A 12,239-nucleotide genomic window follows, 5' to 3' on the forward strand; every position below is an offset into this window, starting at 1 on the left:
CTCCCTAACGACTGGATAGAACTGCTGCAGTAGAGCCGCCCCGGCCCGGTGTCACGCTGCTGCATCGCCATGCAGCTCTGCCAATCGGCGATCGGGCGAATGGTGACGGCCTCGCTGTTGAAACGGACCAGATAGAAGTGACGGGGCATACCAGATGATGTGGCGTGCCCAAACTCTGAAAACTGCAACTCACTGCTGATACAGCGGCTCTCGACGACTGGGATCTGTGCCGATAGAAAGATCCCCTTGACCAGCAACGCCTTCTGCTGACATTGGGCAAAGTTTTGTGTATTACGAATGATGCGTTGATATCACCTGCTCCGTTACGGCTGAGCAACACCAATAGAAAAAGCATTTTCATTGCCTGACTGCAGTGACGACCTGCGCTCCAATTGCGATGGGGGATTTTATAAGCATGGATGTTATTCCATTTTAAGCAGCCGAAAATCTTAACTTACCAGGATATCAACGGGGTAAAGCCACACCATCTTCCCGCTGGCTCTTGTAGAATCCGGGAATGCCACAGCACTCACTCCAGCCAAACCGCCGCCTCTCCATCGCCCCGATGATGGACTACACTGACCGCCTGTTCCGCTACTTTGCCCGGCTGATCAGCCGTCACACCCTGCTCTATACCGAGATGATCACCACTGGCGCGCTGCTGCACGGCGATGCAGAGCGGTTCCTCGAGTTTGATGTCAGCGAGCACCCGGTGGCAATTCAGCTCGGCGGCAGCAACCCGGCGGAGCTTGCCGAGGCGGCGCGGCTGGCCGAGACGGCGGGCTACGATGAGGTCAACCTCAATGTCGGCTGCCCTTCAGACCGGGTACAAAACGGCATGATCGGCGCCTGCCTGATGGCCCATCCTGAGCTGGTGGCCGACTGTGTACGGGCGATGAAGGAGGCGGTCTCCATCCCGGTCACCGTGAAGACGCGCATCGGCATCGATGACAACGACAGCTACGCCGCGCTACAGGGATTCGTCGCAGCTCAGATCGGAGCGGGATGCGACCACTTCATCATCCACGCCCGCAAGGCCTGGCTGCAGGGGCTGAGTCCGAAAGAGAATCGCGAGGTGCCGCCGTTGCGCTACGAGATAGTGCAACAATTGAAGCAAGACTTCCCCGAGATGGGCTTTACCATCAACGGCGGCATCCAGACTCTGACGCTGGCCGAGCAGCTGCTGCAGGGGCTCGACGGCGTGATGATCGGTCGCGAGGCCTACCACAACCCTTGGATCCTGGCGGAAGCAGACCGCCGCATCTACGGCGACAACCAGCCACAACTGAGCCGTCATCAAGTGTTGGAGCGGTTCATGCCGTTTGTCGAGCAACAGCTGCAACGCGGCATCCCGCTCAACCGCATCACCCGCCACATCCTCGGCCTATTCCACGGCTGCCCCGGCGCGCGGGCCTGGCGACGTCTGCTCAGCGAGCAGGCCCACCAGCCCGGGGCTGGCGCCGCGCTGATCGCCGAGGCGGCAGCGCTGGTCCACGGCTCGAACTGATCGCACACAGGCATCAACCCGATGGAGTGGCTCCCCCTCACCCTGCTCTGCGCCTTCGCCCTCGCCTCAGCGGACGCCCTGACCAAGGCGCGCTTGGCGGTTTTTCGGCACGCGAGCTGGCCTTCATTCGCCTCTCCCTGGCCGGACTGCTGGTCTCGCCGCTGTTGCTGCTGCAGCCATTCCCCGCGCTACCACCGGCCTTCTGGGGCTGGGTGCTGGCGGCGGTGCCGCTGGAGATCCTTGCCATGCTGCTCTACATGAAGGCGATCCGCGACTACCCGCTGTCACTGACCCTGCCCTACCTTGCCTTCACGCCGGTGTTTGTGATCCTAGTGGGCTATCTGCTGCTTGGCGAGCGGGTCTCCGGCCAGGGTCTTCTGGGCATCCTGCTGGTGGTGGCGGGGGCCTGGCTGCTCAACTTCGACGAGGCCGACGGCAACAACTGGCGCAGCTGGCTGGAGCCGCTACGGGCGATCCTGCGCCACCCTGGCTCGCTGCTGATGCTGGTGGTCGCCTTCATCTACAGCTTCACCGCGGTAACCGGCAAAGGAGCGATGCAGTACATGGAACCAGGGTTATTCGGCCCCTTCTATTTTGTGCTGGTGGGGCTGGCGCTGCTGCCGCTGCTGGGATTGAAGGCGCGCTCCACCCTCTGCCGGATCCGCCGCCAGCTGTGGCCGGTGCTGCTCACCGCCGGGCTAATGGCGCTGATGCTGGTGACCCACTTCCTCGCTCTGCAGCAGGTGGAGACCGCCTACATGATCGCGGTGAAGCGCACCAGTCTACTGTTTGGCATCCTCTACGGCGCCTGGATCTTCCGCGAAACCGGACTCGGCCACCATCTGCTGGCAGGCACGGTGATGGTCGCTGGGGTGGCCCTAATCGTGCTTGGCTGAGGCGAGTCAGCTGAGATCCTTGAGGATCGATTCCAGTTCCGCCTCCACCAACAACAGCAGCCTCTCTACCGGCATCCGCCCATCCACCTCGGCGACCTGCTCCGCACTCTGGCGGAGACGCGCCAGACCGGAGCGCATCGCACTCTCAAGCTGCTGGCGCTGCAACTGGCCCTGTGGCTTCTCCGACTGCGGCGCTGCATTATCGAGCAGCTCCACCTCCGCCGACTTCCTCATCAACTGATTGTTCTGGCTGCCCTCTTCCCGGGCGGTGAGCGGCCCACTCTTGGTGAAGACTCGGCCCTGAAAGCGAAACCGCTGACCCATTGCCAATTGGGGAAAACGCATGGATAGTGCTCCTGATCTGGTTGGGACTGCACCCCGATTAATCCGAATCTCGATTCAGCTGCTCGGTGATCCGCTGCAGCAACCCCTCTGGCGGGAACTGTCGGCTGTCAATCGCCAACGCAGAGCGGCGCTCGGCGGCGTCGAGAGGCTCGGCGCTGGCACACTGCGACTGCAGCACCGCCAGATCGGCCTCCGAGACATCCTCTCCCTGGCGCTGGCGCTCGACGATGCGCCGCTGCAACAGCTCGAGCGGGGCCTGCAGGTCGAGCAGTAGGAACGGCACACCGAGCCGCCTGGCCAGCTGCCGAAAGTGTTCACGCCGCTCACGTTGCAGGAAGGTCGCATCGACGATGACACTGTAGCCGGCCCTGACGATCACCTCCGCTAGCTGTGCCAGCCGCACATAGGTCGCCTCCCCCGCGGCTTCTGTGTAGATTCCCCCGGCCAGTCCTGAGCTACTGTGCTCAGCAGGCTGCAGCCCGTACAGCCGCTTGCGTTCCAGATCGGAGCGCAGCCGGATCGCTGGCCAATGCTGCACCAGCCACCCGCTGAAGTGGCTCTTGCCCGAGCCCGACAGGCCGTGGCTGATCATCAGCAGCGGTTTGGCGGGTTGGCAGAGCCGCTCCGCCAGCTCGAGATAGCTCTCGAATTCTGCCCGGCTCTGCTGCCAATCAGCCGCCCCCGGTCGCTCCTGGGCGAGCCGTAGCGTGGTCACCTTGGCCCGCACCATAGCGCGATAGACCAGATAGAGTCGCAACAGGGGCAGCGCCTGATAGTCGCCGGTCTCAGCCAGATAGCAGTCGAGACAGACCGCCGCCTCACCCTGCAGCCCCTTGTGGTGCAGATCCATCAACAGAAAGGCTAGATCGCTGAGGCTGTCGATCCAGCGCAGCGCGGGGTTGAACTCGATACCGTCAAAGATGCAAAGCTGGCCGCGAAAACGGGTGATGTTGCCTAGGTGCAGGTCGCCGTGGCACTCGCGGATATGGCCGTCGGCGCGGCGCTTCTGCAACTCAGGCCGCAGCTTCTGTAGCTGCTCCCCGATCCACGCCTGCAGCCGATCGAGCCGCTGCGCCAGTGGCACGGCATCGAGCACAGAGCAGATCTGTTCGAAGTTCTCCAGCATCGGCTGCGCCACCCGCTCGGGGGTGCCGTAAGCGGTGTGCGGATCACAGGCGGGAAGCTGCTGGTGAAACGCCGCCAGCTCTCGCGCCAGCAGCTCGCAGAGCGCCAGATCGGGCAGCTGCCGGTCGAGCAGCTCCGATTGCGCAAAGCGACGCATCTTCACCGCGTACTCCAGCACCGCTCCGTCGCCATCAAAGTGTGGCTGCTCCGGCGTGCCGCGGATAGCGACAACCGCCAGGTAGAGCTGCGGCGCGAGGCGACGGTTGAGGCGCAGCTCCTCCTCGCAGAAATGGTGGCGCCGCTGCAGGGTTGAGAAATCAAGGAAGCCGAAGTCGACCGGCTTTTTGATCTTGTAGGCGAACGCCCCGGCCAGCAGCAGGTGGGAGATGTGGGTCTCAATATGTTCGACCTGCCCTACCGGATGGGGGTAGGCCGCTGGCTGCTGCAGCGCTTCAATGAGCCTTGCCTGTGTGTCGAGCTGCTGTGACATTGCCTCACCCTTGACTTGAATATTAGATCACTCTAATATTTCGCGCTTTCCTGCCGCGGTGTAATTCGATGCGGCACCACTATCTTTTTTCGGAGAGAGATTATGAACATCGATCGCATCGTACTCGCATTCGCCGGTTTCGCTATCCTGCTCAGCCTGGCGCTGGGCGTGGCAGAGAGCCCGATCTTCCATTCCGGTTACTGGCTCTACTTCACCGCGTTTGTCGGCCTCAACCTGTTGCAGTCCGCCTTCACCGGCTTTTGCCCACTGGCCAGCATGCTGCGCAGTATGGGCAAGAGCAGCGGTTCTGCGTTCTAAAGAGCCTCTGGCCTGATCTCATCCCGACTGGCAACCTCAGCTCGGGATGAGAGAAACAGCTGCATAAAGCCCGATCGCGGGCGCACTTTTTTTGGAATCCAGCCCTGCAGATGGTTGGCAAATGACATGGACGCCACACAGAGTTGGTCCCCCAACAGCATCTAACTCCCGCAACTGAGCTGGCGGGGGATCTGCCTCTGTTTTCCCCACTTACTCCTCGAAATCCACCGGTTCCGCCTTCAGATCATGGGCGGTGGCGCCGGTAATCCTCACCTCAATGAACTCACCCGGATCCAGCTCCCAGCTGCCGGGAATAATCACCCGACCATCGATCTCCGGCGCATCTCCCGGGCCGCGGGCGATCAGCTGCTTCTCGTTCACCTCGTCCACCAACACGATCATCTCCGAGCCGATCTTGGCAGCGAGCCGTTCGGCACTGATCGCCGACTGCACCTCCATGAAGCGGGCGCGGCGCTGTTCGCGGATCTCATCCGGCAGGGCGCCAGGCAGCTGGTTGGCGGTGGCCCCCGCCACCGGCGAGTAGGCGAAACAGCCGACCCGGTCGAGCTGGGCCTCACGCAGGAACGCGAGCAGCTCCTCGAACTCCGCCTCGGTCTCGCCGGGGAAGCCGACGATGAAGGTGCTGCGCAGCACCAGCTCGGGGCACTCGGTGCGCCAGCGCTGGATCCGCTCCAGCACCCGCTCCTTGGCCGCCGGCCGCTTCATCGCCTGCAGCACCCGCTGGTTGGCGTGCTGCAGCGGCATGTCGAGATAGGGCAGGATATGCCCCTCCGCCATCAGCGGGATCAGATCATCCACGTGGGGATAGGGATAGACATAGTGCAGCCGCACCCAGGCGGGCAGCTCACCCAGGGCGGCGGCCAGATCATGGATGCGGGTGGTCAGTGGCCGACCCTGCCAGAAATCGGGCCGGTATTTGGTGTCGAGGCCGTAGGCGCTGGTGTCCTGGGAGACCACCAGCAGCTCGCGCACCCCCGCCTCCACCAGCCGCTGCGCCTCTCCCATCACCTCGGCCAGCGGCCGGCTTACCAGATCACCACGCAGCTGCGGGATGATGCAGAAGCTACAGCGGTGGTTGCACCCCTCGGAGATCTTCAGATAGGCGTAGTGGCGCGGTGTCAGCTTGACCCCGCTGGAGGGCAGCAGGTTGGCGAAGGGCTCATGGGGGCGCGGCAGCTCGGCGTGGATCGCCTCCAGCACCGCGTCGTAGGTGTGCGCTCCAGTCACTGCCAGCACCTGCGGATGGGCGGCGCGGATGCGTGCCTCGTCACCACCGAGACAGCCGGTGACAATGACCCGGCCATTCTCGCGCAGCGCCTCACCGATCGCGTCGAGGGACTCCTCCACCGCCGCATCGATGAAACCACAGGTGTTCACCACCACCAGGTCGGCGCCATCGTAGCTGGGGGAGATCTGGTAGCCCTCGGCGCGCAGGCGGCTGAGGATGACCTCGGAATCGACCAGGTTTTTCGGGCAGCCGAGGCTGATAAAGCCAATCTGGGGTTCTTTCTGCATGGGAGGCTGCCTCAGTAGTTGAGACGGAAGAGTTCTTTACGGTAGTGGATCACCCGCTCATCCTGCGGATCGAGCAGTGCCAGCACCGCCTGCATCCCCTTACGGGCGATGCCGCTGCGAAAGTTGGGGTGGCTACGGGAGAGTGCCAGCAGGCGTTCCAGCGCCGCTTCGAGCTGCTCCTCGTGGAGCTCCAGGGCCGCCAGCTGATAGTGGGTTTCAGGATTATCTGGGTCGTGCTGCAGGCTTGCCTCAAGCCGCTCTTTTGGCGCTGCCTTAGCTGCGGTCAACATGAAATCGAGGTGGGCCAGCGGTTGGCTGATCTCCGTCTCTTTCTGCGCGGCCTCCGGCAGTGCGCTAAGCAGTTGATGCGCCTCTTCGAGGCGCTGCTGGCGCATCAGGATCTTCGCCATCAGCGCTGGGTAGTCGAGTTTATCCGGCACATCCACTGCCGCTTGAGCCAGCAGCTGCAGCGCCTGCTCCGGCTTGCCAGCCTGCCACAGGGCAATCGCCTGGCTGGCAGTCTGGTCAAGCTGTCTGCCTAGATGGCGGTCGATCATCTGCGGGTAGTCTGCCTCCGCCTGCATCCCTTGGTACTCTTCGACACACTCCCCTTTGAGAAAGAGTTTCAGCGAAGGCAGGGTGCGCACGCCGAAGCGGGCGGCCAGCGCCTTCTGCTCATCGGTGTTGACCGACACCAGCAGGAAGCGTCCGCGGTAACTGTTGGCCAGTCCTATCAATAGTTTCTTCTGGCGATGCGACGGACCCGCCCAGGGAGCCCAGAAGTCGACCACCACAAGCCCCTTCTTCGAATTCTCCAGCACCAGCCGGTCGAAATTGTCGCTGCTCGCCTCGAAGATGAAGGCACGATCACTCATAAACTGAGCAGGTTCATCAGTGAGGCGGAGGAGGCGTCGCGGCCCATCTCAACGACGATGGTCTCATCCAGCTCCAGGTCGCCACTTGCCAGATGAGGAAAGAGCTGCTCCGAGATCTGCTGCACGATCAGCATGCCGGCCCGGTTCGGGTCATCCTCGGCGAGCTTGGCGATACCCTCATGCAGACTCTTGAGATAATCCTGGAACTGCTGCCCCTGCGCCTGCGCATCAAGGGCGATGAATTCCGGCGTAAAATCGATGTGTAGTTCCCGGCCCGGCATCTCCGGCTGGTCCAGCACCCCTATCTTCAAAGGCCCTTCGATCAACATCGCATCAGATCCCCGTCTGTTTTAGATCGCACATGTTAATACGATCCCTCTGCGCAGAATAGTGCCACAAACCATGGGCTTATATTCAAAATGGGATCATTGACGATAATCGTTGTGTGACAGCAGGCAAGTGTGCAAGGATGCGGCTAATCTGAAACGGAGTCTTCTGTATGGCCAGGAGTCACCGCTTATGTACCTCTGTTGTAAGTGAGGTTGAGAGCCTTGAAAAACTGCAAACTTTGTCGTTTCAGCTCAGTCTGCAATGACCTGCCGGGAATCTGCATCCTGTTCCAATATGCTGCCGTGGCGATCCTGGTTGGCGCTCTCGCGTTTCTATTTATCACCCAGGAGATACTTACCTAAAGCGGCGGATACCTCAGGGATATCGCATAGAGAGGCGATTCCGGGCAGCTCATTGCTGACTCTGTGGCATGCGCGCACCTCCTGTAGATACCGACATCTACAGCCCCCCGCCATTTTGATGCCGCCTCAGCTTTAGTTCAGGCTATTGAAGACCACCGAGCCGAAGAGGTCCACAGCAAACTGGCTGCGCTCCACACCCGGAGCGACCTCGATTTGGAACTCCCCCTTCCCCTCAGCCAACATCAGTAGTGCCTCCTTCACTGTCACTTCTTCCACCTCATAGACAGGAATCGGCATATCAGATGAGTTTTCTATAATATTCATGATGTTATACCCATCATTCGATCGCTCATCCTAAGAATAGTCCTTTCAGACCTGATTACAAATCCGGTATTCTACGGAGCATTTTCCGATCAAAGGTAGTAAAAACCATGCAAAGCCCGATAGTTATCATCGGCGTCGGGGAGATGGGCGGCGTATTTTCCCGGGGACTGCTCAGGCTTGGGGTTCCGCTCTACCCGGTGACCCGCAACACTGATATGGGCGAGCTGGCCGCAGCTCTGCCCAGTCCTGAGGTGGTAGTGGTGGCGGTGGGTGAAGCCGACCTGCAACCCCTGCTAGGGCAGCTACCAAGCGTCTGGAAAGATCGACTCTGTCTACTACAGAACGAACTGCTACCAGCCGACTTGGCGGGGATTGAGCACCCCACCGTGATCTCAGTCTGGTTTGAGAAGAAGAAGGGGATGGATACCAAGGTGATCATCCCTTCACCGCTCTATGGCCCCCGGGCGGGACTGATCGCCGACGCGCTGGGCGCGCTGGATATCCCCACCCGCATCTTGCAAAACGACGCAGAACTGCTGTTTGAGCTGGTGCTAAAGAACCTCTACATCCTCACCAGCAACATCGCCGGTCTGCGTACTGGCGGCGCCGTGGGGGAGCTCTGGCAAGAGCACCAGGGCTTCTGCCGCCAGCTAGCCAATGAGGTAATCGATCTGCAAGAGGCGCTCAGCGGTGCACAGTTCGACCGCGAAGCGCTGATCCAGTCGATGAAGCGCGCCTTCGACGGCGACCCTGAACACAAATGTATGGGCCGTAGCGCACCGGCGCGACTCACCCGGGCGCTGGAGCACGGCCAGCGTCTCGGCCTTGAGCTGCCGCTGATGCACGAGATTCATGCGGAACAGACCCATGACTGATCCGGATCAACTGCCCGCAGGCGCCATCACCCACGGCAGCCGGGTGGAGATGCACTATGCTATGAGCCTTCCCGACGGCACCGAGGTAGTCTCCACCTTCGACGAGCAACCGCTCCAGTTCACTGTCGGAGACGGCACCCTGGCCCGCCCCCTGGAACTGGCGGTCTACGGCCTCAGCGTGGGAGCGGATCAGAGCCTGCTGGTCTCGGGAGACGATGTGTTCGGCCCGCGCGACGCGGCGAAGATCCAACCGATCCCGCTGAGCGAATTTCCCGAGGGGGTATCGGCCGAGCCCGAGACCCTGGTGGGCTTCGTCACCCCCGCCGGCGATGAGATCGCTGGAGTGGTACTGGAGTGCAACGGTGACAGTGTGCGGGTCGACTTCAACCATCCTCTCTCCGGACGAGAGTTCCACTTCCGGGTGAAAATCCTGCAGGTGCAGAACCCCCTCCCGGACAACCGCGATAACTGATACTCAACGAAACGACCATGTCTAAAATCATCCTTGCCAATCCCCGCGGTTTCTGTGCCGGCGTCGACCGCGCCATCGAGATCGTACAGCGCGCCCTCGACATGCTCGGCGCCCCGATCTATGTGCGTCACGAAGTGGTGCACAACCGCTTTGTGGTGGAGAGTCTACGCCAGCGCGGCGCCATCTTTGTCGATGAACTTTCCGACATCCCCGACGGCAACACGGTGATCTTCAGCGCCCACGGCGTCTCCCAGACAGTGCGCCAGGAGGCACAGCGGCGCGATCTGCGGATCTTCGACGCGACCTGCCCACTGGTGACCAAGGTCCATCTGGAGGTGGCACGACGCTGCCGGGATGGCTATGAGGTGATCCTGATCGGTCATCGCGGCCACCCGGAGGTAGTAGGAACTATGGGACAGTGTCGGAGCAAGGAGGAGTCCGCGCGCATCCACCTGGTGGTCACCCCCTCAGATGTGGAGCAATTACAGATCAGCGACTCATCGCGGGTCGCCTTCGTCACCCAGACCACCCTCTCGATAGATGACACGGCGCTGGTGATCGCGGCGCTGCAGCAGCGATTCCCCAACATCGAGGGGCCGAAGAAAAACGACATCTGCTACGCCACCCAGAACCGTCAGGATGCGGTGAAAGAGTTGGCGGAGCAGTGCGATCTGGTGCTGGTAGTCGGTTCTCCCAACAGCTCAAACTCCAACCGCTTGTGCGAAATTGCAAAAAAACACTCCACCCCCGCCTATCTGATCGATGGCGCGGAAGATATCGACCGTAGCTGGCTCGCGGGGAAGGCCCGGATCGGCGTTAGCGCCGGCGCCTCAGCCCCGGAAGTGCTAGTAGAACGAGTACTCGAGCGACTACAGGAGTGGGGTGCCGATCAGATCAATGAGGGGGCCGGAAAGACCGAAGAGGTGGTCTTTTCCTTACCGAAGGCGCTACAGAACTGACCCGGTACTCAAACAGATCGCATGCAGCTCCGATTTCAGCCAGAACTGCTCGGCAGCCTGATCCCACGCTTGGCTGTGCCAAAAAAAAGCGCCACCAATCGGTGACGCTTTTATCTCCTCAAGGCTGCTGCGTTCAGGGAGCGGAGTTTTTGATATCGTTAAGCAGCGCCTGCTCCTCCGCATCGCGAAACTTCATCCCCACCCCGGGCAGCACCCGATCCCGTAGCTCACTCGCCGGCCAGGTGGTGACCTGCGCCTCAGAGGGGATAAACAGCGGCTGGGCAATGGTCGAGTAGTGGTCCCGGTTGGCGCTGGGCAGGATATTTCCGTTGACCCAGAGGGAGCCCATACGACTCGTGTCGATCACCGTGCCCTGCTCAGGGGTGCCACTCGGACCACCATCGTACTGGTCCGGACCCGGATCCCAACCGTAGATCAGCGCCGAATCATCGCAGCGACCCGCCGGACCGGTGAGGAAGTGGTTGTTGACGATGTTGAGATTGGACTGGGGCTCGCCATTTGCCCAGTCATTCTTGATACGGATGCCATAGCAGCCCACATTTGCCCATCCCCAGCCATAGACGATGTTGTTGACATAGTCCAGCTCCTGCACATCACCACGGATCTGCGGATTGCGCTCGCCATTCTCCGCATAGACATTGTGGTGCATCGAGATCCGCTGCCGCGTCTGGTAGGGCGACGGGTAGTGCGAGATGGTGGTCGGATGATAGTTGTGGAAGATCAGGTTCCAGGAGACCGTCACATCCTGCACCTCGCCCCAGATATCAGGACCGGAGTCGGTGGCGTTGCGTGCAGTGATGTGATCAAGCACGATATTGCGCGCCACATAGTCAGGATCCCAGTCACCATCAATGCCGAGGGTGCCGGCATTGTTGACTGTGCCATCACCCGCCTTGTAAGCACCCCAAACCCGGATATGCTGGATCACCACATCGTGGGTACCGCCAACGATCAACGCACCGCCCATCCGCTGGGTCTTCTTGAGGGTGATGCCCGGCGCAGGTGCGCTCGCACCATCGATGGTGATATAGGGCTTCTTGATCAGGATATCGGTCTGCGGATTGATTTCACCCGCCACCGCGAACTGGATCAGTCGCTTCTCCTGGGAGATCGCATCCCGCAGAGTACCCGGGCCACTGTCTGCCAGCGAGGTCACCACATAGGTCTCATAACCAGTCGGTGAACTCAGCGCGCCGAGAGTGTTTCGACCAAAGCCTTCGATATCACTGCTGCCACCACCAGTCGTACCACCATCAGCCACAGTCAACTGATAGTCGCGGCTGGCGCTCTGGCCATCAGAAGTCACCTGCACGCTGAAGCTGTAGCTGCCGCTCTCAGTGGGGGTACCGGAGAGGCTGACGCTGGCCAGAGTGGAGGAGCTATCCAGGCTCAGGCCCGCCGGCAGCGTNCCGCTGCTGATGCTCCAGCTGAACGGAGCAACGCCACCGCTCGCCTGCAGGGTGGTACTGTAGGCGCTGTCCTTGGTGGCCGCCGGTANCGAACTGGTGGTCAGGGCCACTGGCTCGATCGTCTCAACCACTGTGATGCTGAGCGTCTCACTGACGCTATCGCCCGCTGTCTGCAAATTAACAGCGAACTGGAACTGGCCAGCCTGGGTCGGTGTGCCAGTAATATCGATGGAGAGATTATCCGCCGCCTCCGCCCAACTCAGGCCCGCCGGCAACGTACCGCTGAGCGACCAACTGTAGCTGCCTTCACCACCACTGCCGGTGATATTAGCGCTGTAGGCTGTCCCCAGGGTGGCCTGACCGACACCACTGGCATCTACACTCAGCGCTGTGCT

Annotated in this window: 14 protein-coding genes; 6 read left to right on the forward strand and 8 right to left on the reverse strand. The window is 61.2% G+C overall.

The features are described 5' to 3' along the window. Nucleotides 1-257 (reverse strand): hypothetical protein (locus RIFP1SYM_RS13395; RefSeq protein WP_039960522.1); only part of this gene is annotated, 257 nt, incomplete at its 3' end. Between the two features lie 260 nt (nt 258-517). On the opposite strand from RIFP1SYM_RS13395, the gene dusA reads away from it, so the two are divergent. Together dusA and RIFP1SYM_RS13405 are read left to right on the forward strand one after the other, a co-directional pair. Beyond that, entirely contained in the window at nt 518-1,507 is a 990-nt protein-coding gene (dusA, locus tag RIFP1SYM_RS13400; RefSeq protein WP_005965642.1) for a tRNA dihydrouridine(20/20a) synthase DusA, read from the forward strand. Between the two features lie 26 nt (nt 1,508-1,533). After that, a complete protein-coding gene (locus tag RIFP1SYM_RS13405; RefSeq protein ID WP_005965644.1) occupies nt 1,534-2,403 on the forward strand; it encodes a DMT family transporter in 870 nt (289 codons plus the stop codon). Between the two features lie 6 nt (nt 2,404-2,409). On the opposite strand, the gene RIFP1SYM_RS13410 is transcribed toward RIFP1SYM_RS13405, so the two are convergent. Together RIFP1SYM_RS13410 and RIFP1SYM_RS13415 are read right to left on the reverse strand one after the other, a co-directional pair. Next, nucleotides 2,410-2,748 (reverse strand): hypothetical protein, encoded by a 339-nt coding sequence (locus RIFP1SYM_RS13410; RefSeq protein WP_005965646.1) that lies wholly within the window; start codon nt 2,746-2,748, stop codon nt 2,410-2,412. Nucleotides 2,749-2,785: 37 nt separating this feature from the next. Then, entirely contained in the window at nt 2,786-4,363 is a 1,578-nt protein-coding gene (locus tag RIFP1SYM_RS13415) for a bifunctional aminoglycoside phosphotransferase/ATP-binding protein (RefSeq protein WP_005965648.1), read from the reverse strand. A gap of 102 nt (nt 4,364-4,465) precedes the next feature. Between RIFP1SYM_RS13415 and RIFP1SYM_RS13420 the strand changes: the two genes are divergently transcribed. Continuing rightward, nucleotides 4,466-4,681 (forward strand): YgaP family membrane protein, encoded by a 216-nt coding sequence (locus RIFP1SYM_RS13420; RefSeq protein ID WP_005965650.1) that lies wholly within the window; start codon nt 4,466-4,468, stop codon nt 4,679-4,681. Nucleotides 4,682-4,891: 210 nt separating this feature from the next. Here the strand turns inward: RIFP1SYM_RS13420 and rimO are convergent, their stop codons facing one another. From rimO to RIFP1SYM_RS13440, 4 genes are all read right to left on the reverse strand, one after another. After that, on the reverse strand, nt 4,892-6,217 hold the full coding sequence (gene rimO, locus RIFP1SYM_RS13425) for a 30S ribosomal protein S12 methylthiotransferase RimO (RefSeq protein WP_005965654.1): 1,326 nt from the start codon (nt 6,215-6,217) through the stop codon (nt 4,892-4,894). A gap of 11 nt (nt 6,218-6,228) precedes the next feature. Further along, complete coding sequence (locus RIFP1SYM_RS13430) at nt 6,229-7,092, reverse strand: tetratricopeptide repeat protein (protein ID WP_005965655.1); 864 nt, start codon at nt 7,090-7,092, stop codon at nt 6,229-6,231. Then, nucleotides 7,089-7,421: a hypothetical protein gene (locus RIFP1SYM_RS13435; protein ID WP_005965658.1), complete on the reverse strand. Its 333-nt coding sequence runs from the start codon at nt 7,419-7,421 to the stop codon at nt 7,089-7,091. The genes RIFP1SYM_RS13430 and RIFP1SYM_RS13435 overlap by 4 nt, the downstream gene beginning before the upstream one ends. Before the next feature lie 495 nt (nt 7,422-7,916). Beyond that, a complete protein-coding gene (locus tag RIFP1SYM_RS13440; protein WP_005965660.1) occupies nt 7,917-8,108 on the reverse strand; it encodes a hypothetical protein in 192 nt (63 codons plus the stop codon). A gap of 107 nt (nt 8,109-8,215) precedes the next feature. Between RIFP1SYM_RS13440 and RIFP1SYM_RS13445 the strand changes: the two genes are divergently transcribed. From RIFP1SYM_RS13445 to ispH, 3 genes are read left to right on the forward strand one after another with little or no spacing between them, the layout of a single operon-like run. Beyond that, nucleotides 8,216-8,983, forward strand: a complete 768-nt coding sequence (locus RIFP1SYM_RS13445) for a ketopantoate reductase family protein (RefSeq protein WP_005965662.1) — start codon at nt 8,216-8,218, stop codon at nt 8,981-8,983. Next, nucleotides 8,976-9,455: an FKBP-type peptidyl-prolyl cis-trans isomerase gene (locus tag RIFP1SYM_RS13450; RefSeq protein ID WP_006474782.1), complete on the forward strand. Its 480-nt coding sequence runs from the start codon at nt 8,976-8,978 to the stop codon at nt 9,453-9,455. The genes RIFP1SYM_RS13445 and RIFP1SYM_RS13450 overlap by 8 nt, the downstream gene beginning before the upstream one ends. Before the next feature lie 17 nt (nt 9,456-9,472). Further along, nucleotides 9,473-10,414: a 4-hydroxy-3-methylbut-2-enyl diphosphate reductase gene (gene ispH / locus RIFP1SYM_RS13455; protein ID WP_005965666.1), complete on the forward strand. Its 942-nt coding sequence runs from the start codon at nt 9,473-9,475 to the stop codon at nt 10,412-10,414. Nucleotides 10,415-10,547: 133 nt separating this feature from the next. Here ispH and RIFP1SYM_RS13460 read toward each other — a convergent pair whose 3' ends face one another. Further along, nucleotides 10,548-12,230: a putative Ig domain-containing protein gene (locus RIFP1SYM_RS13460; protein WP_476756444.1), complete on the reverse strand. Its 1,683-nt coding sequence runs from the start codon at nt 12,228-12,230 to the stop codon at nt 10,548-10,550. Nucleotides 12,231-12,239: the final 9 nt, after the last annotated feature.

This window comes from endosymbiont of Riftia pachyptila (vent Ph05), from assembly GCF_000224455.1.
Taxonomy (GTDB): Bacteria; Pseudomonadota; Gammaproteobacteria; order Chromatiales; family Chromatiaceae; genus Endoriftia; species Endoriftia persephonae.